This is a genomic window from Flavobacterium sp. 103 (genome assembly GCF_003096795.1).
Classification (GTDB): Bacteria; Bacteroidota; Bacteroidia; order Flavobacteriales; family Flavobacteriaceae; genus Flavobacterium.
In genome coordinates, this window is sequence record NZ_QENX01000001.1 from 1,316,974 (window position 1) to 1,340,081 (window position 23,108).

At 34.1% G+C, this 23,108-nt stretch carries 19 protein-coding genes; 1 reads left to right on the plus strand and 18 read right to left on the minus strand.

What is annotated here, in order from left to right:
• Nucleotides 1-3: 3 nt before the first annotated feature.
• The 3 genes from C8C85_RS05480 to C8C85_RS05490 are packed head-to-tail and all read right to left on the minus strand — an operon-like array spanning nt 4 to nt 3,210.
• On the minus strand, nt 4-1,269 hold the full coding sequence (locus C8C85_RS05480; RefSeq protein ID WP_116796174.1) for an ABC transporter permease: 1,266 nt from the start codon (nt 1,267-1,269) through the stop codon (nt 4-6).
• Between the two features lie 2 nt (nt 1,270-1,271).
• Complete coding sequence (locus C8C85_RS05485; protein ID WP_116796175.1) at nt 1,272-2,516, minus strand: ABC transporter permease; 1,245 nt, start codon at nt 2,514-2,516, stop codon at nt 1,272-1,274.
• Nucleotides 2,509-3,210, minus strand: a complete 702-nt coding sequence (locus C8C85_RS05490; RefSeq protein WP_116796176.1) for an ABC transporter ATP-binding protein — start codon at nt 3,208-3,210, stop codon at nt 2,509-2,511. The genes C8C85_RS05485 and C8C85_RS05490 overlap by 8 nt, the downstream gene beginning before the upstream one ends.
• A gap of 171 nt (nt 3,211-3,381) precedes the next feature.
• Here C8C85_RS05490 and C8C85_RS05495 point away from each other — a divergent pair, with 171 nt between their 5' ends.
• Nucleotides 3,382-4,797 (plus strand): DUF4403 family protein, encoded by a 1,416-nt coding sequence (locus tag C8C85_RS05495; protein WP_116796177.1) that lies wholly within the window; start codon nt 3,382-3,384, stop codon nt 4,795-4,797.
• A gap of 118 nt (nt 4,798-4,915) precedes the next feature.
• On the opposite strand, the gene C8C85_RS05500 is transcribed toward C8C85_RS05495, so the two are convergent.
• From C8C85_RS05500 to ruvA, 15 genes are all read right to left on the minus strand, one after another.
• Complete coding sequence (locus C8C85_RS05500) at nt 4,916-5,149, minus strand: hypothetical protein (protein WP_116798385.1); 234 nt, start codon at nt 5,147-5,149, stop codon at nt 4,916-4,918.
• A 22-nt stretch (nt 5,150-5,171) separates the two neighbouring features.
• Complete coding sequence (locus C8C85_RS05505) at nt 5,172-5,711, minus strand: DUF420 domain-containing protein (RefSeq protein ID WP_116796178.1); 540 nt, start codon at nt 5,709-5,711, stop codon at nt 5,172-5,174.
• 53 nt (nt 5,712-5,764) lie between these two features.
• Nucleotides 5,765-6,451 (minus strand): SCO family protein, encoded by a 687-nt coding sequence (locus C8C85_RS05510; protein WP_116796179.1) that lies wholly within the window; start codon nt 6,449-6,451, stop codon nt 5,765-5,767.
• 3 nt (nt 6,452-6,454) lie between these two features.
• Nucleotides 6,455-7,096 (minus strand): hypothetical protein, encoded by a 642-nt coding sequence (locus tag C8C85_RS05515; RefSeq protein WP_116796180.1) that lies wholly within the window; start codon nt 7,094-7,096, stop codon nt 6,455-6,457.
• Nucleotides 7,097-7,179: 83 nt separating this feature from the next.
• The gene (locus tag C8C85_RS05520; RefSeq protein WP_116796181.1) at nt 7,180-7,530 is read right to left on the minus strand and encodes a cytochrome C oxidase subunit IV family protein; all 351 of its coding nucleotides are present in this window, start codon (nt 7,528-7,530) and stop codon (nt 7,180-7,182) included.
• 16 nt (nt 7,531-7,546) lie between these two features.
• A complete protein-coding gene (locus C8C85_RS05525; protein ID WP_116796182.1) occupies nt 7,547-8,521 on the minus strand; it encodes a cytochrome c oxidase subunit 3 in 975 nt (324 codons plus the stop codon).
• Nucleotides 8,522-8,563: 42 nt separating this feature from the next.
• Nucleotides 8,564-9,151: a heme-copper oxidase subunit III gene (locus tag C8C85_RS05530; RefSeq protein WP_116796183.1), complete on the minus strand. Its 588-nt coding sequence runs from the start codon at nt 9,149-9,151 to the stop codon at nt 8,564-8,566.
• A 2-nt stretch (nt 9,152-9,153) separates the two neighbouring features.
• Nucleotides 9,154-10,068, minus strand: coding sequence for a heme o synthase (gene cyoE, locus C8C85_RS05535; protein WP_116798386.1), 915 nt, complete (start codon nt 10,066-10,068; stop codon nt 9,154-9,156).
• A 195-nt stretch (nt 10,069-10,263) separates the two neighbouring features.
• Nucleotides 10,264-11,352, minus strand: coding sequence for a glycoside hydrolase family 18 protein (locus tag C8C85_RS05540; protein ID WP_116796184.1), 1,089 nt, complete (start codon nt 11,350-11,352; stop codon nt 10,264-10,266).
• A gap of 46 nt (nt 11,353-11,398) precedes the next feature.
• Nucleotides 11,399-13,513, minus strand: a complete 2,115-nt coding sequence (locus C8C85_RS05545) for a gliding motility protein RemB (RefSeq protein ID WP_116796185.1) — start codon at nt 13,511-13,513, stop codon at nt 11,399-11,401.
• 17 nt (nt 13,514-13,530) lie between these two features.
• The gene (gene deoC, locus C8C85_RS05550; protein WP_116796186.1) at nt 13,531-14,274 is read right to left on the minus strand and encodes a deoxyribose-phosphate aldolase; all 744 of its coding nucleotides are present in this window, start codon (nt 14,272-14,274) and stop codon (nt 13,531-13,533) included.
• A gap of 101 nt (nt 14,275-14,375) precedes the next feature.
• The gene (locus tag C8C85_RS05555; RefSeq protein ID WP_116796187.1) at nt 14,376-14,768 is read right to left on the minus strand and encodes a VanZ family protein; all 393 of its coding nucleotides are present in this window, start codon (nt 14,766-14,768) and stop codon (nt 14,376-14,378) included.
• Nucleotides 14,761-15,141 carry a glycine cleavage system protein GcvH gene (gene gcvH / locus C8C85_RS05560; RefSeq protein WP_111409784.1) on the minus strand — a complete coding sequence of 127 codons (381 nt, stop codon included), beginning with the start codon at nt 15,139-15,141 and terminating at the stop codon, nt 14,761-14,763. Before gcvH ends, C8C85_RS05555 begins: the two co-directional genes overlap by 8 nt.
• 84 nt (nt 15,142-15,225) lie before the next feature.
• A complete protein-coding gene (gene sprA, locus C8C85_RS05565; RefSeq protein WP_116796188.1) occupies nt 15,226-22,374 on the minus strand; it encodes a cell surface protein SprA in 7,149 nt (2,382 codons plus the stop codon).
• A 24-nt stretch (nt 22,375-22,398) separates the two neighbouring features.
• A complete protein-coding gene (gene ruvA, locus C8C85_RS05570; RefSeq protein WP_116796189.1) occupies nt 22,399-22,980 on the minus strand; it encodes a Holliday junction branch migration protein RuvA in 582 nt (193 codons plus the stop codon).
• Between the last annotated feature and the right edge of the window lie 128 nt (nt 22,981-23,108).

Genomic DNA, 23,108 nt, shown 5'->3' on the forward strand with positions numbered 1-23,108 from the left:
TTTTTATTCTGTTCGTAGAGCATCTACTGGTTTGACATTTATGGCTGTTTGTGCCGGAATAAATCCAGCCAATAATCCTGACCCCACTAAAATTAATAAGGCTAAAAACACTACTGTTAAATCAACACTTGGATTAATAAACATCATTCCATCTGTGGGCATTGTTGCCAAAATCATATTCAGTATAGCCAGTAATCCGGTTGCTACGGCAATACCAAACATACCTGCTATAATGGTTAGAAAAATTGCTTCCAATAATATTTGGGATCTAATGGCCCCGGGTGTTGCACCTAAAGCTCTTCGGATTCCTATTTCATTGGTTCGTTCTTTTACAACGATGAGCATAATATTTGAAATCCCAATAATACCAGATAACAGTACTAAAGTTCCAACAAAATAAGCGATGAATTTAAGAACCATAAATAAGTCCTGTACTTTTTGAAATTCAGCAAACAAGTCAAAATTACCAACAGCTCTTTCATCATCAGGATGAATAGAATGTCTCTCTCGAATCAATGCCAGAATCGCAGGTCTAAGCTCAGTTATTGATGCATTATCATTTGCCGTAAGTGCCATCCAACCTACTTTATCCCCAAAATTAAAGGCTTGCTGAAAAGTGGTAAAAGGAATGAAAATATTTTTTTGAGCCCCTTCAGCATTTCCATTATTATTCCCCTTGGACTTATAAACACCCACCACCATAAAATTGATACCATTTATTTTGATGTAAGTACCTATGACTTCTTCGGCATTCATGTACAATTCATTGATAACACCATTACCTATTATGGCAACTTTGCGCCTTGCCAATATATCTTGTTGATTTACAAAACGACCTTTAACAATGTCCATTTGCTCTTGTTTCACCAATTCTGGATAATCACCATAAATAGTATAAGCACCTGTTTTTGTACCTCTAACTACATTACTAACCCCATTAAAATCACCCAATTGATTGCGGGGAGAAACGTATAACAAGTCAGGAAATTTTTGTTTTAAAGCATCAACATCGCTATTTCTAAAATCATATCTTCGGGTTTTAGGTAACCCTTTATAAGCCTTTGATGTAGTTTGTGTCCAAACAAACATAGTGTTTGTAGCAATACCGTCAAATCCTTTTTTTACACCATTTTCTAATCCATTTGAAGCAGCCAATAATATTACCAAAATAAATATTCCCCAAAACACTCCAAAAGCCGTAAGTAGCGTTCGGAAGGTATTGGCAGTTAGCGCTTCTAAAATTTCGTTCCAATTTTCTCTATCAAACATAATTATTCGTCTCTAAGTGCTACAATAGGTCTAATTTTGGCCGCTCGATAAGCCGGAACAAATCCTGCCAAAGCTCCTGCAACTACCAAAACAATTAAGGTTGATATCGCTACTGTAAAATCTACTTGTGGATTCACAAAATATTCACTTTGCGCATGAGGACCAATTAATTCCAAAAGTGCCAATCCAGTCAATAATCCAATAAAACCAGAAATAGTGGTAATAAAGATAGACTCGTGCAAAATCATTATAATAATTGAAATCGGAGAAGCCCCAAGCGCTTTTCGAATCCCAATTTCCTTGGTTCGTTCTTTTACAATAATCAGCATAATATTACTAACTCCAACAACGCCGGCAATAATGGTACAGATTCCAACCCACCAAAAAAACAATCGAATATAAAGATTCAAATCATAAAACTTTTTGGCTTCTTTGACAGAATTAAAAATTCCAACAGCGCTTTCATCATCAGGAGCAGCACCATTTTTACTTCTCAACAATTTTCCATAATCATTTTTGAATTTTTCAGACTCGGCTACAGCTTCTTCATAAGTGTCTTTCTTTTTCAAAGTATAAGCCATATAACTTATTTTATCTCCTAATCCAAAAACCTGCTGTGCTGTAGTTAAAGGCACAAATACTCTACTTTCTTCTCTCTCCCCACCTGGATCAGTAAACACGCCAACTACTTTAAAATTGATATTCGCTACGGTAATTTGTTCGCCTATAGGATTTTTTTCTTTAAACAGGTCTAATTTGACTTTTTGACCAATCACAGCTGCTTTTACATTGTATTTCAAATCATTTGCATTAATATATCTGCCTTTTATAACTGATACATTTTCTATTTCCATACCGTCGGTATTAACACCTCTGTATTGATAATTTCCTGATTCCTTTCCATAACTTACGGTAATTCCCCAGCCAGTAGCAGTAGCCCCATTTTTATCCAATTGGTCTCCGTATTTTTGTACTCCAAGATCAAAATCACTATTTCTAAATTGTATTTGCCTTCCAGGATTCATTCCTTTATACGCTTTAGTTGTCGCACCCGACCAAACCTCAATTACACCAGCCGCATCGCGTTCAAATTGTTTTTCGATTCCGTTTTGCAAACCTTTTCCAACACCAAGAAGAATCACCAAAATAAAGATACCCGAAGCCACAGAAACTCCAGTGAGAAAGGTTCTCAATTTATTTTTGGCAATCGCCTCAAATATTTCCTGCCAACGTTCTATATTAAACATAAGAAGAAGCTCTAACTTGTTCTACCATTTTATCGTCAATGATCAATCCGTCTTTCAGGACTACATTTCTTTTGCACATAGCGGCAATATCCGGTTCGTGTGTTACTATCAAAATAGTTTTTCCTTCGTCATTAATCCCTTGAATCAACTCCATTACTTCATATGAAGTCAGTGTATCTAATGCTCCTGTAGGCTCATCTGCCAATAATACTTTTGGATTGGATGCCAAAGCTCTAGCAATAGCCACACGTTGCTTTTGACCTCCAGAAAGTTCATTTGGTAAATGATGTGAATGAGAAGCCAAACCTACTTTCTCTAAATATCTCATTGCAATCTCATTGCGCTCTTTTCTCTTCATACCCTGATAATACAAAGGCAGAGCTACATTATCCAATGCACTTTTGTAATTAATCAAGTTAAAAGATTGAAAAACAAAACCAAGAAATTGGTTTCGGTATTTAGAAGCGATAGTTTCATTTAATTTTTTAATTGGCACATTGTCCAAAGTATAAAGCCCGGAATCTGCTTCATCAAGAATTCCCAGAATATTAAGCAACGTAGATTTTCCTGATCCAGACGAACCCATGATGGCGACCAATTCACCTTCTTTTATATTGAAATTAATTCCTTTTAGCACATGCAATTCGGAATGTCCCATTTTGTATGATTTATGTAAGTCTTTAATTTCAATCATGATTTCGTTTGTTTTAAGCAATAGTATTTATCTTCTAAAAAAATAGCAACATGAAAAGTGAATACTCCGATGGCCAATTTAAAACATAAGACTTATATCTCACTAAAATGTTACACCCTTAACCAAAAAATATATTTGTTTTGTTAAATTTGCGCTCAAAACACCAAACAAATGCTAAAATCACTTTCGATTCTAATTATTTCCTTATCTACATTAGCGTTAACAACAAGTTGCTCATCAACTTCCCAAAAAATAGAAGCCTTAAAACCCGAACCGGACGATGCCGTACCACTGACTTATACAAATACACCTTCGTATATAAATCTGCCTGTCAGTATTAAACTAAAAGATATTGAAAACCAGACCAACGCCTTATTGAATGGTTTAATCTATGAAGACAACAACATCGAAGACGACAATATCGAAATAAAAGTTTGGAAACAAGCCCCAATAACTATTGTCAATGACCATGGAAAAGAAGGCGAAAAAATCAAAACCGTTTTACCCTTAAAAATTTGGGCAAAATATAGAATCGGGACAAAAACCATGGGGGTTGATTTATACAAAACACAAGAGTTTAATTTAAATGGAGTAGTCACTTTGTTGAGCAGCGTAAGTCTGAACAATTGGAGACTAAGTTCAAAAACAACATTAAAATCATTGGATTGGGTAGAAAGTCCAACAATGACAGTTTTTGGAAAAAATATGCCTGTAACGTATCTCATCAATCCTGCCGTAAGTCTTTTCAAATCAAAAATCGAAAAAAGTATTGATACAGCCATCGAAGATTCTATGGATTTCAAACCTAATGTAATGGAGGCGCTATCCAAAATATGCACTCCTCTTGAGATGAGTGAAACCTATAAAAGCTGGCTCAGAATTGTTCCAATTGAAGCATATTCAACCAATGCCAAATTAAAAAATGATTCCTTTCTACTCAATATGGGAATGAAATGTAATATGGAAACTTCGATTGGAAAAAAGCCTGAATCAAAATTTGAAGCGAACAAAATTGTACTGAAAGCAGTTGAAAAGATTCCAGAACAAATTTCTGCCAATATTGCTGCCGTCTCTACTTATCAAGAAGCTTCCAAATTAATGACTACTAATTTTGTTGGACAAGAATTTGGATCCGGGAGCAAAAAAGTAAAAGTTCAAAATGTGGCTATTTGGCACAAAGAAGGAAAATTGGTAATTGCTTTGGATCTTTTAGGCTCTGTAAACGGAACAATTTATTTGACTGGAATTCCGCAATATAATGACACAACCAAAGAAATATATTTTGACAAATTGGATTATGTATTAGACACCAAAAGCAAATTAATGCGTACAGCAAACTGGTTGGCCCAAGGGATTATTTTGAGAAAGATACAAGAAAGTTGTCGTTATTCTATCAAGCAAAATTTGGATGAAGCCAAACAAAGCATGATGACTTATCTAAAAAACTACTCTCCTATGCCTGGCGTTTTCATTAACGGAAAAATGGAAGACATTCAATTTCAAAAAATAGAGCTGACCAATCAAGCAATGATTGCTTTTATAAAAGTAAATGGAAACATAAACGTTGCCATTGACGGACTGAAATAAAGTAAGCAGGTTTCAGTATTTAGCCAGCAGTTTATAAAAAAAGCAGTCTCGAAAACATTATTCGAGACAGCTCTTTTTTACTGGAATTGCAATTGAATTTTGCAATTGATATTCGATCCTACCGTTTCTTCTTTTTCATTCGGTAAACATAATAACCAAGCGCGCCAACAAGCACATAAGGAATCACCATAAGATAAACGATTCCGTCATTTACAGCCGCCGCTTTGGCTTTGTTTTCGTCACCAGACAAAGCTGCTCGACACATTGCACATTGCGAATATGAAGAAAGCGAAAAGAATAAAGAACATAAAATATAGAAATATACTTTTAATCCAATTCTTCTTTTTGTCATTCCCTCTTTTTTATTTTCTCTACTAAACATAATAAGGCGAAATCATTAAATATACAATCACTCCCGTTACCGCAACATAAAGCCAAATTGGAAAAGTGATTTTGGCAATTTTTTTATGTTTATCGAATTTACTGGCCAAGGCACGAACGTAAGTTATCAAAACCAACGGTATTATGGCAATCGATAAAAAAATATGGGTAATCAAAATAAAGAAATAGACATATTTTAAAACTCCTTCTCCACCATATTTTGTTGATTCTGCCGTCATGTGATAGGCAACATACATGACAAGAAAAGCAACCGAGCACCCTATAGCCATCTTCATTAGCAACTCATGACGCTTTCGATTACCGCTTTTAATAGCCAATACTGCAGCAACCAACAATACTGCAGTTATTCCATTTATAGTAGCATAAATAGGCGGTAAAAACGATAGAGGCGTTACATCAAATCCAAAATCTTTTAACTTCACTTTAAAAAGAACTGCCACTGCAAGAGGAATTGCAATTGACAGCAACACAATCCATTTATTATATTTTTGTTCTATAGTATTATTTTCCATTCTTTATTATTATGCTATTTTTTTTTTAATCTTTATTCTTGGTTCTTTCTTCTTTATTCTTTGAGCAAAACTTGAATATCCTGCTGAATATCTCTAATTCCCTTTTTCTCCAATCCATCATAATATAAAATCGGATTACCGTAATCGTCTTTTCTACATCTGATATTTCCATTTTTATCTATCAAAGCAAAAAGTCCCGAATGTTCAAAACCACCTTTCGCTTTACTGTTCTCACCAACATAAATATTAAATCCTTTGTTGGACAAATTGTAGATATAATCATGGTCACCCGTCAGGAAATTCCAATTGGAGGATTTCACCCCCAATATTTTTGCGTGCTCTTTTAAAACAGACGGTGTATCATGGACTGGATCAATAGTTATCGAGACAATCCCAAAATTAGGATTCCCAAAAAACTCATTTTGAAGCGTCACCATATTGGCGTTCATTTTAGGACAAATGGAAGGACATGTTGCAAAGAAAAATTCTAAAACATACACTTTCCCTTTATAAAAATCATTAGAAATTTTCACATTATCTTGATTTGTCAGTTCAAACTTTGGCGCAGGCCCAACTTTAACCAACTTCGCATCTACAGCTTTAGAACCGCTTACTTTGTCCAAACGATCACCTTGAACCACACTATTATTCTGCATTCTATCTACAATTTTTGGAACAGCATATATTCCAAAAACAAGTATCACAAAAGAAATTCCTATATATGATTTATTTTTAAGCATCTTTTATAATTGTTTTGTTGCATTATGATTCTTTTTTAAAGCGGCACGGTATTCATAAAGAATAACCTTGAAATCATCTAGCATTTCATTACTTAATTCTGCTGGATGGAATGTACTGTACCCTTCTTTGTAGCCTTTCTTTTCTTTCCTACCTCTCAAGTTTCTTTCTTTATCAACTATATAAACATCGGGAGTACCAAAATCAGGATCCAGATTCCCTTTTAATTTTAGTTGACCAAAATAAGACTTGATTTCTTCTGGATTTGCAAACACAAAATGCCATTGGCTTACATCGGTAAAAGCGCCTAAAGCATCAACTACAGCTTTAACATCTTTTTCGGTTCCCAAAGGAGCAACAACAACAAATTGCAGATCTTTAAAATCATGATAACGTTGGTAAATTTTTTCATTTAAATTGAAATAATTCCCTCTATTTTTAAGAATTTCAGTACCAGAAAAACCAAGTATTGTAATCTTATTGTCCAAACTTACTTTTTCACCATTTAGGGATTTCCATTCTCCAAGATCAGGAATCTTTGGAGTAATAACAGGCAATTTTGTAAAACTATTAACTCCAGACGCAAAAAATAAATAAGCAACTATAGGCAATATAAATAATACAAAAAGAACAATATTTTTTTTCATTAGAACTTTATAAAATTTATTGTATTAAAATAAAAAAAGGCATCCGTCGAGACGGATACCTTTTTCATTGAATTAATATCTTGTTAAAAATTCCATTTAATGGTAGAATTTTTAAAAACCTCAAATACATAGTCTCCCTCTGTCAATAAAATAAAAAGCAAATAACAAACTAAGAATATTAATGGAAAAACAACTGCATTTCTCAATGACTTTTTTTCTCCTTCCATGTGCATAAATGCCCATACAATATAATATGCCTTAACTAATGTTAGTATGATAAACAACCAGTTTAACAAACTCATTGTTAAAAAAGTATGCATATATAATGCATCTGGTCTGATGATACCAAAAGCAACCTCAACAGTTGTGATTAAAGACAATAGACCAAAAACAGTCCAAATTCTTTTTGTATTAGAAACATGTGCGTGTGACATAATGATAAATCTAAAATTAAACTAAATAGAAGAATGTGAAAACAAATACCCAAACTAAATCAACAAAGTGCCAGTACAACCCCACTTTCTCAACCATTTCGTAACTTCCTCTTTTCTCGTAAGTACCCAAAAGAACATTAAAAAAGATAATGATATTGATTACTATACCTGAGAAAACGTGAAATCCGTGGAAACCTGTAATAAAGAAGAAGAAATCAGCAAAAAGCTTACTTCCGTATTCATTATGAGTTAGATTGGCTCCTTCAATAACCATCTTAGCTTGACCTAAACGCACTAGAGATTCTTCTCTAGAAAGGACAATTTTTTCTTTGTTTTTGTTTAAAGTTTCGATTCTTACCAAAACATCAGGATGAGTTTTGAATCCAGCTTGAACTTCTGCCACTGTATAAGTAGGAATAGCTGCTTCATCCATGAACCATTTTCCTTTAGCTCTTGTTAATTGTTCTCTTTCTACTGGTAATTTTGCAGCAAAATCTTCCAAAGCAACACGATGACCTTCCTTGTCAACAAACTGCAGCAAGCTACCTCCTGTTGTTTCAATAGCACCATATTCTCCTTTGATAAAATTTTTCCATTCCCAAGCTTGAGAACCAACGAAGATTAAACCTCCAATGATTGTAAGAAACATATAAAGGGCTACTTTATCCTTTTTCATTTGGTGTCCAGCATCAACGGCCAAAACCATTGTTACAGACGAAAAAATCAAGATAAAAGTCATCAACGCCACATAGTACATCGGAGCAGATACACCGTGTAAAAATGGAAAGTGTGTAAACACCTCATCGGCTAATGGCCATGTTTCAATAAATTTAAATCTAGAAAACCCGTAAGCTGCTAAAAATCCAGAGAACGTTAAGGCATCTGATACGATAAAAAACCACATCATTAATTTACCATAACTTGCTCCCATTGGCTCATTGCCGCCTCCCCAAGTTTTTTCACTATTTGCAGTAGTAACTGTCGCTTCCATAAAAGTTATTCGTTAAAAAGTTTCCAAATTTACGTTTTTTTCTTATTTAAAGAAATATAAAAATAAAAATAAATAAACCCACAAGAAGTCAAGAAAGTGCCAATACATTGCACCTAGTTCTATTCCAAGAGTTTGGGTTGAATTATATTTTTGTTTAAAATGATTATAAATAATAATTAATAATGATATCATACCTCCAGCAAGGTGAATCAAATGAACCACCACTATTACATACAAGAATGTTGTAGTTATAGAACTAGCATTTCCAGTGAAATAATGGCCATTCGCAACTATTTGTCCAAATCCAACAAATTGCAATACTATGAATGAAATCCCCAAAGCTAATGTTGCCAAAAGTAATGAAGTAGTCTTGCTACGATTGTCTTTTTGAATCGCTTTTTTGGCCAAATGAAAAGTAACACTACATCCCAAAATAGCAATGGTACTAAAATAAAAAGCGGATGGCAATTGAAAATCTTTCAACCAATCTGCTCGTGATTGACTCACTACATACGCACTCGTTAGACCCGCAAACATCATTGTCATGCTCACCATAGCGAACAATAAAATCAATTTATAAGATCTTGCCGTTCTTAATTTATAATCTTCGGCTGTCATTGTCATTTCCATAATTATCTTAAAAATTTATCCAAAATATACACTAATTGTAATAACGTTATATAAGAAACACTTACCAGCATTAACGTTCTTGCAGCTTTTGCAGTTTTTATTTTATACAGACGAACCGCATAAAACAACATCCAAAGACCAAGACATAATACTAAAACAGATGCAACTGGTGTAATAAATAAACGCCCGGTGTACCCTAATGCAGGCAAAAGAGACGCAATAATCAACCAGATGGTATACAATATAATTTGCAACGAAGTCCCTTTATCTTTCTTACCTGTTGGCAACATAAAGAAACCTGCTTTTTCATAATCTTCATACAAAAACCAACCAATCGCCCAAAAATGAGGAAATTGCCAGAAAAATTGAATCAAAAACAAAGTTCCCGCTTCAATACCAAACTCTCCCGTTGCCGCAACCCATCCTAACATAAAAGGAATTGCACCCGGAAAAGCACCCACAAAAACCGACAGCGAAGTTACTGTTTTAAGTGGTGTATAAATACTGGTATATAAGAAAATTGAGATAGCGCCAAACATGGCTGTTTTTGGATTTATCGTATAAAGTAAAGCCACACCCACAACAGTAAGCAAACTTGCTACGATCAAAGCCAAACTAGGAGACATTCTTCCAGAAGCAACAGGACGATTCTTTGTACGATCCATCAAAGCATCCAAATCTTTCTCTATAACTTGATTGTACGCATTGGAAGCACCAACCATACAATATCCTCCTATTGCGAGTTTTAACAAAACCAACCAGCTAAAAGAATGTGTAGAATCAAATCCTAATACATAACCAGCGATTGAAGAAAAAACAACACTAATAGCTAAACCCGCCTTTGTAATTGCTTTAAAATCAACATAAATAGACTTGAACGAAATGGAATTAGGTGTTGTATTCAATGCAGATGAAATTGGTATATTTTTTGAAAACTGGTGCAAATATACAAATTAGATTCAAAAATGGTCTATGAAATTGAAATTTGAAAAATTAGTTATTGCATTAGTCGGTTTTTACTGTTTAATTAAGCTCTTCAAAGAAAAACATTATTTCAAAACAGTATTACTATAGAATTAAAAACTTATTGCTTAGACAGTATCAAACAAAAACTATTTTTTAGTTTTTAATTCATAAATAGCGTTTACCATACCATTTCTGGTTGTGTCCAAACCAAGTTCCCAAAACATAATCCCTCCAAGTTTCTTTTTTATAACATAAGAAGTTTTCGCTTTTACAGATGCAATATCATCACTTGTTGCAAACATTTTTTCTTTCTGATTGTACCAATATGGAGCATTTGCTTTTTTATCCCAAAAATACTTCCACCCTTTCTCTTCAGTCAATTCGTCTTTAAAATTATTAAAACTCACGCCTCCAGTATGGATTCCCGGCTGATATAATCCATTGTTAATATTCTCTACATCTTTCCATGTTCGTGTGTAAAAAGCCGAGCCAATAACTATTTTATGAGACGGAATACCCAACTTCAACAAATATTCGACTGCTCTATCTGTAGATTCCTCATCTTTATTGGTACTAAAAAGCGGGGTATGATGGCCTGTAACTTTTGAATATCCATTCACTAAGTCATAACTCATAATATTTACACGATCCACTAGTGGCATTACCAATTCCCACTCTACAGATTCGTCCAAATATTTCTGAAAACCTCCTGCCGCAAAACTTAATTCGTTAGCATTTCCTAATTCAGTCCTTAAAACTTTTACCAACTCCGTGAAATTCTTTCTATCAGCCGGTTGATATAAATGATCCGGAAACCCTTTAATCGTAGGATATTCCCAATCCAAATCCAACCCGTCGGTTTTAAAATAGTCATTAACTTCTTTTACAGATTTAGCGAAAACAGCCCTCCCTGAAGCAGTTGAAAAAGCACTCGAACAGTTTTCACAACCACCCCAACCGCCTAGAGACAACATTATTTTCAGCTTAGGATATTTGGTTTTTAATGAAACTAAATGCTTAATTGTGATAGAATCATTGGCATTATCAACATTTAGTTTTCCATCTTTAAGATGACAAAAACTATATATTATATGAGTTAATTTTTCAACTTCAAAATCATTTATCTGCTTATCATCACCTGTATAATAGGCCAATACGGAAAAGTTTTTACTTTTTTGAGCTTGTAAACTAAGACATGTGATCACTAAAAGAAAAGTCATTATGTGTTTTCTCATTTTTCCAATTTTAAATTAATCCTAAAAAAAATACCTTCTAAATCTATTAATAATCAAAATACCAATTAAACACATCTGACCTAAAACCAACAGTAAACCAAGTAGTTTGTTCTTTAAATACTGCTGCAGTATTGGTTGTAGGATCAAAATTTCGATATAAAAAATTACCAAAAAACTTCAAATTAGTAGCAGGATTAACCAAATAACCCACCTGAACTTCTGTGATAAAAAGACTTGTTTTATTTCCCTGTCCTACTTTCACCCCTTTGTCATAAGGTCTGCTTTCATCGTAGTCTTTATATATGTTTTGACCATAATTAAAAGTATTATCAGCCGTATCAAAATCAAGTCCTCGCGTTCCTATAGTAAACTTAGCATTTGAATAAAATCTATCTTTATGATAATAGCCTAACAAAACCAACTCCTGGAAATTTCCTCCCCATTGATGCCCTAAACTTTGGTTGTTATGCCCATAATTGGTAATCGGATCACTATGTGAGTAAACATAAGGCCGAACATGATTAAACTCCAATTGCAACACCAAATTATCTACATGAAATGCATTGAAATATTTGGCTCCCAATTGATATCCCAATTTATTTTTCCAGCTATTATCGCCGGCTGCTATATCACTAGTAGAAAATTCATCAATAAGAAATTGCCCATACAAATTTACCTGATTGTTCCATTTGTACTTATAGCTCAATCCCAAAACAGCATTCCCACTTCTGGATGAAGACGAAAACTCAACTGCTCTATAAAACACGATTGGGTTTATAAAATTTGCATCAAAACCTCTTCCATTAGTATTTGTCCAAATAGCCGATTCAAAAAAACCTAAATTCAATCGATTCGAAACATTCCAACTCAAATAGTGATTCACCATATATTTGGAAGCATACGTTCTATCAGCGGTAACTTCAGGACGAACGTCCTTTAACCACATATAATTTACGGTATATTTAATTTTCCAAAAATTGGCATCTATCTTAAAAAAAGGATATGGACTTACTCCATCACTCAAGAATAAGGAACGGTAACCGTCTCCAATAAAATTTTTTCCATATCCTAATTGCAAATCCAAAAATTTTGCAGCATTATAGGAAATATTAGCATCAGCCAAAGGAAAATCATAAGCATCCGAATTATACGATTTTGCAATACCAATTCCCGGCACAATTGCTGGATTCCCCCCAGATGGCTTTATCGAATTAGCATAAGCATTGTAATAATCGGCAAAACGACCTTGGCTTTCATAAAAAGTGGTTGTGAAATTCAAATGATTCCCAAGGCCACCTTTAAAATTAAGTGCCCTTGTATTCACAAATGTATAATCTGTCTTGCTTGGATTGGAAATTCCACCTTGAACATTAAACAAAAAATTTAAGGCAAACCAATATCCTTCACCCTTAATTTCTGCTAAATTTTCATTCCATACTTTTCGTCCCCACCATCCTGACTTATTTTTCATAAGACTGGCATTGACTTTTTGAAAATTATAATATTTTTCAACTTCGGCATAAGAGTATGGCTTTGAAGCTGTGTGATTATTACTCCCAACCTGATTTATTTCACCGTCAAACTGAGCATAATAACTATGTGAAAATGGAATACTTAGATGACTAGAAAATTGGGGATTATCAAAACGTTTGTAAACAATACTATCCAATTCTGTTAAGCCTTCGTTTACGTTAATATTTTCTTTTTTTGCCAATAGCGTTGCCGCAATCTCTTCAGGAGATAACAACGGAATATCTATACTTATATTAAACTTGGAGTAAGTTGGATTTCCAGCATATGTAGGCGGGTCAATTTTAGGAAAACCAGCAAAGACCCTTTTAGTTTCGGCAATAAGCTCTTCATTATTCGAATTTATGTACAGCACTTTAAATTTACCTGTCACATCAACTTCAAAAAGCACTTTAACAAGTCCTTTATAATTATTCTGTTGCAACTTTTCGGGCACTTTGAAATTATGATATACGTGTTGCTGAACTTCATTATAGAAGCAATTTTTCAAATCTTGTCCTTGCAAATTTTGACAATTTGAAAAAACAGGAAAGCGCTCATCAGAAGATTCCAACTTACTCGAAGCTGGAGTTTGCGCATTTACAGCTAATGCACCAAGAAATAGAAGAAAAGAAAAATAGTTTTTTATCATTTGAATAATATGTCTAATCAATATTGAGAAGAAGACTCTTCTCCATTTGCAATCGCTTTCGCCCCCGAAGTTCCAATACGTTTTACACCAAGCTCAATCATCTGCATGGCTTCTTCATACGTTCTTACTCCACCAGCCGCTTTGACAGGAAGTGGCGATGCATTTTCAAGCATTATTTTGATAGAAGAAACAGTAGCGCCATTAGGTAAATCATTTTCTGTTTTATAAAAACCTGTCGATGATTTCACAAAAACAGAACTAAACGATTCCTCGCTAAAATTAGAAATCACCACATTTTTAATCAATGCGGACAATTGTGCAATCTGCAATTCATTTAAAGCTGCCACTTCAATAATCCATTTTACTGTTTTATTATGTTTCAATCCTAGCTGAGTACCTTCTAGAATTTCTTCTTTAACCAAATCTATGTCTCCAGCTTTGAAAGCTTCATAATTACAGACAAAATCCAAATCATCGGCACCATTTTGAATACATTCAAAAGCCTCATCTAATTTTTTATCCAAAGAAGATTTCCCTTCCGGAAAGTCTATCACCGTCCCAACCAATACTTTGGACTGTGCAGCAACTATCATTTCCTTTGCCAAAGTAACTCTATCAGGACGTATCATTATCAATTTAAAACCCTCGTCTATAGCTTCCTGAATAAAACCCTGAGCTACAACTATGTTTTCACTTTCGCTCAAACCAGCTTGAATATTGGTTTTTAAATAGGTAGAATCCAAATAATCCTTAATGTTCATCTTTAGATTTTAAGAAGTTAAACTAAGCAAAATTACATCATTCGAATGAAACGACCTCAATGGTATTTCATACAAAATAAAAAAACCCACCGAAGTGGGTATTATTTTTTTAATATTGAATTTAAAATATTGAATTTATTACAAATTAAAACTGTAAAAACAGCCAATATTGCTCCAATACTATTGGCAACTACGTCCAAAATATCGGCATGTCTAGTTGTCGTGATTGATTGTTGCAACATTTCAATTGCTATTCCAAAAACAAAAGAAAAAACAAAAGAGTACATCAAAGGCTTAATTGCATTATCACTTTGAAGCTGTTTTCGAAAAAACAAAAACCAAACAAAAGTAAACACTAAATGAAAGAAAGTATGAATGCACTTGTCCAGATTTGGAATATTTATGACAGGAATTTCATTTGAGTTAACCAAACAAAAATAACTCACTATCCCAGTCCATATTAAAGCAACCAAGAACAAAAAGTATTTAGGCACCTATAAGTTCTTTATACGCCTCACTTGAAAGTAACTCTTCAACTTCTGACGGATTCGAAATTTTCACTTTGATCATCCATCCAGCACCATAAGGATCTGCATTTACACTTTCTGGATTACTTTCTAAAGCATCATTGAATGCGATGATTTCCCCAGACAAAGGAAGAAACAAATCAGATACTGTTTTTACAGCTTCAACTGTTCCAAAAACTTCATCTTTATCTAAAGTTTGATCCAATGTTTCAACTTCAACATATACAATATCTCCTAATTCCTTTTGTGCAAAATGAGTGATTCCCACTGTAGCAACATCTCCTTCAAGACTAACCCATTCGTGATCTTTTGTGTACTTTAAATTTGCTGGTATGCTCATAAAAATGATAATTGATAATTAATACTTATTTTTTTGTACAAATGTAACAATCTTATGTACAATTACGGTTTAGATTTTCAAAAATTAATTTCCAAAACTATAACGGAAAGTAAATCCGGAACTAATATTTGTTAGTGGAAACGAAGTTGAAATAACCGGTTTAGAAAAAGAGTGGTTATAATAAAAGATTATGGTCAAGTTTTTGCTCAAAGAATAATCGGCTGTAGTATTCAATGTCCATATATTTTGCCCACCACCCAACTGATTGTTATCATAATCCAAATAACGGACAATCGTTTGATTGTCTCTATAAGTCAAATCGACTTTGATGTTAATATCACTTTTTATAATCCCCATCGGATTATCCGCCAAGGTGGAAGAGAAAATAACATCTTTTATTCGATAACCTAAACCTACCACATATTCAATTCCATGAACTTCCGTCAATAAATTATTATCAAAACTCATGGACAATGCTCTATCCTTATTAATTTGTGTCAATAATTTGAAAGAGTTTTTCAATTCAAAATCAATTTTCAATAACGGATTAAACTGTTCTACCAGAGTAACATTTGACATAATAGTAGGATTGTAAAAATTCCCGCTATCATCAACACCATTTGGATTATTTGTATAATTAAAATTAGATCTGAATGAATTTACCGTATAAGATGCTCTATAGTTTTGCTGCAAAGAAAAACGCTTAAATGTCTTCTTGAAAAACTCATATCGCATCAATCCAGTGTATTTAATAGCCCAGTTAGGCAATGGAAAACTCTTAAAAATATCAAAAGAAACATGATCGGCACTTGTCCCTGAATAAGCAGCCAAAAATGCGGGCAATAAAACGGCTTGATTAGAACTGGAATAACCAATTGGATACCCTTTCGAGTCAAGACTGGCCGGATTATTAATATCTATTCCTCTTTCGGTAGCCAATCTATTAGCTACAATAAGCCTATTCTTTCTGAACTCATCAAAAGCCGTAGATCGAACTTCATTACTGGTAGAAAAAGAAGTTCCAATCAATACTGTCGAAATTGAGAAAATACCAAAACTATAAGGAGACCTTGGATTGTAACCTCCATCAGCACCCACGTCATACTGTTCTGAAAAATTCTCGGAATAGGAACGGTCTCCCAGTAAATCTATCTTTAAATCCGGAGTTAATTCCAAATTGGCAGAACCTTTAAAGATCTGATTATTGACAGTCGTATAATTTTGATTAAACTCCTGATAAGTGGTCAGCCAACCTCTTTTGGCTGCCTCATATCGCACATCATTTTGACTACCAAAAACAAAGCCCAAAGTAGGCTTTGAAGACCCAAAGAATCCAACACTAGGAATATATCCCGGAAGAACAGTTCCTTGATTCTCAGTAAAACTAAGATTGATACTTTTTACACTCGTCAATATCCCTTTCAATCCATCTATAAACTGATTTTGGTTAATCTTTTTTAATGGATCTGTTTTTACGATTTTTTCACCAGGCTTAGGAGCTACAACAGGCTTTGGCTTACTACCTGAGCTTTTGGAAATCCCTATATATTTATACAAGGTTTCCATATTGAATGTGGAATTAAAATTAGTTGATTTGGCATTTTGCACCGTATTACCCAAATCATAAAATTCTCCTCCAATTTCAATATTACTCAATGCCTCAGAAGCTTGCTGCCAACTGTAATCACCCGTATATGAATAATTAGCCTTTATAAAACTTAAAAAAGGAATCTTATCAAAAGGAATTTCATAGTTTAAAATGAACTGTTGCATGTGGTAATTGGCAGTTCCCGTATCGAAATAACCATCCCAAATCGTAACATCATTCATAGGCTGATCATTGGCATCCAAATAATTCTTTACTAAGTTTCTCGAAGCTGCCGTATAATTTATTTTTAATGATTTTGTCAAATTAAAATTAAAACCATATTGGTAATTAAAGCCAAAATTTCTTCTATACAATGGTTCAAAACCAATACCTATATCTTCCACTTGTCTAAATTGTTGCTCATTACTTTGTCTTACCACATTGGTATTAAAAGTAACATTTGAAGGCAAATAATTAAAATTAAGATCACTCAAAAACTTCCAATAGGTGCTTTTCTTCATGAACTTAGTTTTTTGAAAAGGCTCAACCGGTTTTGGTTTAAAAGCAAAAGCATAATCAACGGTGGTTCTTGATTGCTGATCCACATTCTTTTCAACTTCGAAATCGTGGCGCTCTACTTCATTATAATATTGCGAAAAAGTGAAGTTTTCGGCATCATATGGCATGGGTTTCTTTTCGGCGCTTCTTTCTTTTCGCACTCCTATCAAATTGATACTTTTACGTTTGGTGTAATCAATTGCCTGATCCAATTTACTTTTTCTTTCGGCCGCAGTATCGGCATCATCCAAAACTTGTTTTAGCTTGATATCTTCATAAAACGGATCGTATTCAGGTTTAATAATTTCTTCTCCAATAGAATAATTAAAAGGCACATTAACCCCCCATTTTTTAGGCAAAAACTTTCCTAAATTAATATTGGTCACTACATTATACTGCTGAATATCTTCTCTACTTCTTTCATTAGGGCCTTGTTCAATAGTACCAAAACCAAAATTTTTGACATTACCTGTCAATGAAACCGTTGCCAAATCGGCAAAGTTAGTATCTACGTTTAACAAAGCTGCAATACCGCCTTTATTGTCCATGTCAGCCAAACGAAGTTCATTGAACCATACTTCTCCTTTTATATCTTGATGAAGTTCATTGCTTTTTAAACCAAGCATTATATTTCGAATCAAACCTAAATTGGGATTTCCCTTGATTCCTAAACGCAGCTTGCTATTTCCATCACCATCAGTTTCATTTGGATCGTCATCGGAATAATAAATACCATCTGCAGGCAAAGTTGACTTATCTATCTTTAACGATTTAAGCTTTAATTGGGTCAATAATTCCAACGACAAATCTATTTCGTTATCTGATGGCCAAACTAAATCTGCACTCAATGGCGGGCAATCTTTTCCACCAGAAGCAGAAGCCACTGTAACTTTCAAGGGAATTTCTACTTGATAAAAATCATTCGAGTAATCCGCCCCAAAACGCAAAAAAGCAACCATTTGATTGTCTTGCAAAGCGATTTCATCTGGCAGAGATTCGGCATGCAAAAACATTTTAAGTTTATTATATTGACGCATATCGATATTGAAATTTTTGAAAGCCCCACGCCCATCCAAAGGCTCAAGCCCTTTTCCAGAAACTTTCATCGATAAGGACTGCTCATCCTGATTGATAACAGTATTATTATTATACAACTGTTCTCTTTTCACACTTGGCGGACTCACATAATTTATAGGACATCTACTGGAATTCTCTTCAATATTCACAGAAGCTGTTTCATAAACAGTTCCATCATCATCTACATTCAAATCATTAAAATCTAATGCTTGTGTATAGCGTCTCCATTCTCCTCTTATCAAATCCAATGCTCCGAAACGCAAAGTAACTTGATCCGTAAATTTCGTCATAAACATTCTCATGAATCGAATGGATCTAAAATCTGAAATTTTTCCAATAGTATTTTCTGGTTGGGAAATCGGAATTTTAAACTGAATCCATCTTGCTTCGGTCGAACTGCCGTTTGGCAAAGTAACTGTTGTATTTCTTACATCTGCAATATAGTTTTGTCCAACTTGCATATCCGGTTTCATATCAATGCTGTATTCATAATAAGCATTAATGGTGTTCATTGTATTATCCCTATTCACATCTTCCACATCAGGAACTGTTGAAGAACCCCTGTTAGCCGAATTAATGTTAACATTTGAATTCCCATCAACTCCATTGTAATTTCTATAACGGTCTAATACGCCGCCAGTAGTATTTAAATAATAAATGTAATCATCACCAGCTGGATCGGGTTCAGAAGCATAATTAGAATATACTTTTGCCTCTTCAGCGGAAGCAAGTCCATCTAATCCTATATCCTGGTTGGTGCGGTTGCCCTCATTATTGTCAAAAGCATAAATTAATGATTGAGAGGCTGGTGCATTTCCCCAAACAGGAGGAGGATTCACTACAACTTGATCGGGACCAAAACCGTTCTCATATACTTTTCTACCATCTTTCAAAACATCCTCAGAAATTTCCCCAAGATTGAAATAGACTTTTCCCGTATTAGATTTTGGCACACTTCCCGCACCCACATAAGGATCCATAACCCAAAACTGAATATATTCTACGTTACTTTGCTCAAAATTGGTAGAACTTAACGATCTCACAATTCCTCCAAAATTTTCATTAGGATTATCAGCTACCGTAGATGAATTATTATAAGGTCCTCTATCTTTTGGATAATAACTCATGTCCAACGTACTAACCACAAGCGACTGACCTTGAACAATATCTGTCAATGGATACAATTCTTCACTATAAACCCTCCTTGTAGTATTCAAAGACAAATCATCATTTGTTATTCCCGATGGTTTTGAAGTATAAAAAACAGGATCTATAGAATACCATGCTAATTTGGCCCTTTTGAAACCATAATCCAACCCATTTAAATTTCCATTAAAATTGTAAGGACTGGTTGTATTGTTCTCTGGAGTAGATGACATGGTCCAGGCATAAGGAGAGCGCAAATCGATTGAAGACTGAGAGCTTTCAAAATCATCAACATAAATAGTAGATTCGCCCTGAAATTGATCTCCTTTAGAAGCGTTTGGCATCAAATAAGCAAACTCTCCACTCACTGAAATATTGGAAGGAACATCAGTATCTATGTTCGGTAATTTATTAACCAAACGAGTGAAAAACGGAACTTGCGATGAAAAATTCCCATGCAATCCAAAAATACTGTTATTTACGGATTCTTGACCATAACTTGATTTTTGTGTGAACGGTTTCTCTTTCATATTTAAGAAAGTAGCCCCAACCATAAAATTTTCGGATATTAAATGATCGACATTCACCCCAAAAAATCTTCTGGTTTGTTGTCCAAAAACAGAGTTGTTTTCCAATGAAATTTCAATTGGCGTATTTGACGCCTGTAAAGATGGATCCAAAATTTGAACTCTACCCAATTGATAATTGACGCTATAATCAACACCTTCAACCAAAACCCTTCCGGCAGCAGTAACTTTCACGGACCCCAAAGGGACATTAAATGCTCCAATCGGAATTCCTTCTCCGCCTACAGATTTATATTTTCCTCGCAAAAGAAACTTATTCACTTCTGGGTTTTGAATCGCTCCTGCTTGGGTAACCCTGTACATATATGGATTTACATACTTTTTTTGATTCTCGTTATAGGTATTTATATCATTGTAATCTTCGGTCGAGCCTTGATTTTTCAGTTTAGAAAACAATAACTCACCAAAAGGTTCTTTGCTCGTAAAAATGATTCTACCATTCTGTTGATCCACGGTTAGACCTGGAATAAAATCAAAAAAACCATCACCTCCTGCTTGTGGATCATTGTTATAATTCAATTTGTCTACATTAAGCACTTTCAACAAAGTGGTGTTTTCTACCGTATTTTCAGGAGTTGGATTGGCTGGAAAAGGACTTCCATCAACAGGAGTTATATAATTTAATGCTGATGGATTTTTATATAAAATATTCAACCTAAAATCTTCCTGCTGTAATTGATAGGCGCCTTGTATTTGATAAATATTTTTCATCATCAAATTCCAAACTGGGTTTGATACATTTGTCAAACTACTTTTTAACATTTTCAGAATTAAAGTCTGAGAAACAATCGTTTGATTGGACGGCTGATTTCCTCCCACTACAGTAGCTTCAACGCCATCATTACCGAACTCACCTACTTGATAAACTTTGTCTCCAATTGAATATTGGTATGCTACTGCCAAAATCTCATCATTCCCTAATCGTTGTTGCAAGGAGATATATCCCAACTGAGGATTAAAAGTATACTCATTCGACAATAACTTTCTGGCATTTTCCAATTTTGAATAATCTTGCCCCTCACTAACGGTGATAGTAGGCGAAAACCCAGAACTTGCGGTTACTATTTCACGAATATTATCATTCAAATAACCTGTGTTCGTCTTGATTAAAGCGGGGTCATAAAGGTTGTTGGTATTATCTGATGGAGAATCAATTGGTTTGATAAACATTCCTGTAGAAGGATTCAGCACTACTACTTTATTATCCGGCAACCCCGTTATTTGTGCCTCACCTAAATCCTGAAGCGCTATAATATTTCTTAAATTATTACTGGTTGTGTTTACTCGGTTTTGTTTGTTTGTAATCCAAACTTCCAGCCTTGTTATTTGAACCCTTGAATCAATAAAAGGGTAATTCTTTAATGAAGCATCATATTTATCCCTGAAATATTGAGACAAGAAGAAGTGGCGATCATTGTCATAATCCAAACCATACATTTCAAATTCCTGAATCGTTCCTCCACCTTGGGCAATTACGCTTTTGGCTTGCGATTTTTGTTCTGAAAAAACTCCCGTAACCGTTGTTTTACCAAACTGCAATTCCGTTTTTACACCAAATAAACTCTGAGCTCCTTGAATCAAAGTACTGTTTAAGGGCATACTAACATTCCCGACTTCAATTTTACGAACAATGTCATCGTCCGCCGGAGTATATTCTAATTTTAATAAATTTTGAAAAGCAAAGGTAGATTGGGTGTCAAAATTGGCATTAACCTGCAGTCTTGTCCCCACTTTTCCTAACAAACTCATACTTATCCTTTGATTAAAATCGAATGAGGTGTTCGTTCTATTGCGAGGAGAGAAAGCCGGATTATCTTGTTTGGTATACAATAGTCCCAAATCGATCTCGATAGATCCAGTAGGTTTTACGTCAATGGTATTACTTCCAAAAACGGATTCAAAAAGTCCAGATTTTATATAATATCGAGGCAGTAAATCCTTTTTGGCTGCATCACTTCCTTCTTTTTTTCCATCAATAGCATCCAACTTTTTACCAAAATAATCATTCATTGATTCCTTTAGCATCAACTTTTCATACTCGGCAGGAGTTAAAACAATAGGGTAATTGATATTGAAATCGTCTATAGAATTGGTATAGACATAAGTATCCGTAACTGGATCATAGGTGTATGCAGACAAAATGCTTTGAGGATTTGCCATCTGAACCTCACCAACATCGTATCCTTTTTTTATGGTATCCTGAACAACACCTTGCACTTGAGCCTGCGATACAAAACCACAAAATAATACCAGCAAAAAAATGTAAATTTTATGCATATCGATTAGGCCTCTATTATCCTCTTATAAATTTTTTAAAGCTTTTTTAATTATAGCCTCCACAGTAGCCTCTGGATCTTCTTTTACAATTTTTTCAATGATTTTTTCAGATGTTTTTCGAACAAAACCAAGAACTTCTAGAGCAGATAACGCCTCATCTTTATTTGTATTGCTCAATGACATTGAAACTTCATCTAAATCATATAATTTTAACACTTTTTCTTTTAAATCAAGAATTACCCTTTGAGCCGTCTTGCTACCAATTCCTTTTATTTTTTGAATGGTAACTACATCTCCCGACGCTATGGCATTAATAATTTGCTTGGGTTCCAAAGAAGAAAGCATTGTTCGTGCAATACTGGCTCCAATCCCGGATACAGACAGCAACATTTTAAAAATTTCTCTTTCAGATTTCTCTACAAAACCGAACAAAGTATGCGCATCTTCCTTTATTTGAAGATAGGTATAAAGTTTTACAAAATCGGTATTGGGCAGTAATGAATAAGTGTGCAAAGATATATTTACGTGATAACCAACTCCACTACAGTCTATCACAACATCTGTAGGTGTCTTTTCCACTAATTTTCCTTGTAAATGTGCTATCATAAAATAAATTATCTGTTCAAATATAATAAAATTTGAGATTAAAAGACAATTGTATTGCGTTTAATGGAGTACACTTTTATGTATAAACCAACACGTTACATTTTAATCTTAAAATCTCAAATTTTAAT

What these genes read in the sequence shown, in the direction of transcription:
- C8C85_RS05480 (WP_116796174.1), bottom strand. Translation starts at nt 1,269, where the DNA reads ATGTTTGATAGAGAAAATTGGAACGAAATTTTAGAAGCGCTAACTGCC.
- C8C85_RS05485 (WP_116796175.1), bottom strand. Translation starts at nt 2,516, where the DNA reads ATGTTTAATATAGAACGTTGGCAGGAAATATTTGAGGCGATTGCCAAA.
- C8C85_RS05490 (WP_116796176.1), bottom strand. Translation starts at nt 3,210, where the DNA reads ATGATTGAAATTAAAGACTTACATAAATCATACAAAATGGGACATTCC.
- C8C85_RS05495 (WP_116796177.1), top strand. Translation starts at nt 3,382, where the DNA reads ATGCTAAAATCACTTTCGATTCTAATTATTTCCTTATCTACATTAGCG.
- C8C85_RS05500 (WP_116798385.1), bottom strand. Translation starts at nt 5,149, where the DNA reads ATGACAAAAAGAAGAATTGGATTAAAAGTATATTTCTATATTTTATGT.
- C8C85_RS05505 (WP_116796178.1), bottom strand. Translation starts at nt 5,711, where the DNA reads ATGGAAAATAATACTATAGAACAAAAATATAATAAATGGATTGTGTTG.
- C8C85_RS05510 (WP_116796179.1), bottom strand. Translation starts at nt 6,451, where the DNA reads ATGCTTAAAAATAAATCATATATAGGAATTTCTTTTGTGATACTTGTT.
- C8C85_RS05515 (WP_116796180.1), bottom strand. Translation starts at nt 7,096, where the DNA reads ATGAAAAAAAATATTGTTCTTTTTGTATTATTTATATTGCCTATAGTT.
- C8C85_RS05520 (WP_116796181.1), bottom strand. Translation starts at nt 7,530, where the DNA reads ATGTCACACGCACATGTTTCTAATACAAAAAGAATTTGGACTGTTTTT.
- C8C85_RS05525 (WP_116796182.1), bottom strand. Translation starts at nt 8,521, where the DNA reads ATGGAAGCGACAGTTACTACTGCAAATAGTGAAAAAACTTGGGGAGGC.
- C8C85_RS05530 (WP_116796183.1), bottom strand. Translation starts at nt 9,151, where the DNA reads ATGGAAATGACAATGACAGCCGAAGATTATAAATTAAGAACGGCAAGA.
- C8C85_RS05540 (WP_116796184.1), bottom strand. Translation starts at nt 11,352, where the DNA reads ATGAGAAAACACATAATGACTTTTCTTTTAGTGATCACATGTCTTAGT.
- C8C85_RS05545 (WP_116796185.1), bottom strand. Translation starts at nt 13,513, where the DNA reads ATGATAAAAAACTATTTTTCTTTTCTTCTATTTCTTGGTGCATTAGCT.
- deoC (WP_116796186.1), bottom strand. Translation starts at nt 14,274, where the DNA reads ATGAACATTAAGGATTATTTGGATTCTACCTATTTAAAAACCAATATT.
- gcvH (WP_111409784.1), bottom strand. Translation starts at nt 15,141, where the DNA reads ATGAGCATACCAGCAAATTTAAAGTACACAAAAGATCACGAATGGGTT.
- sprA (WP_116796188.1), bottom strand. Translation starts at nt 22,374, where the DNA reads ATGCATAAAATTTACATTTTTTTGCTGGTATTATTTTGTGGTTTTGTA.
- ruvA (WP_116796189.1), bottom strand. Translation starts at nt 22,980, where the DNA reads ATGATAGCACATTTACAAGGAAAATTAGTGGAAAAGACACCTACAGAT.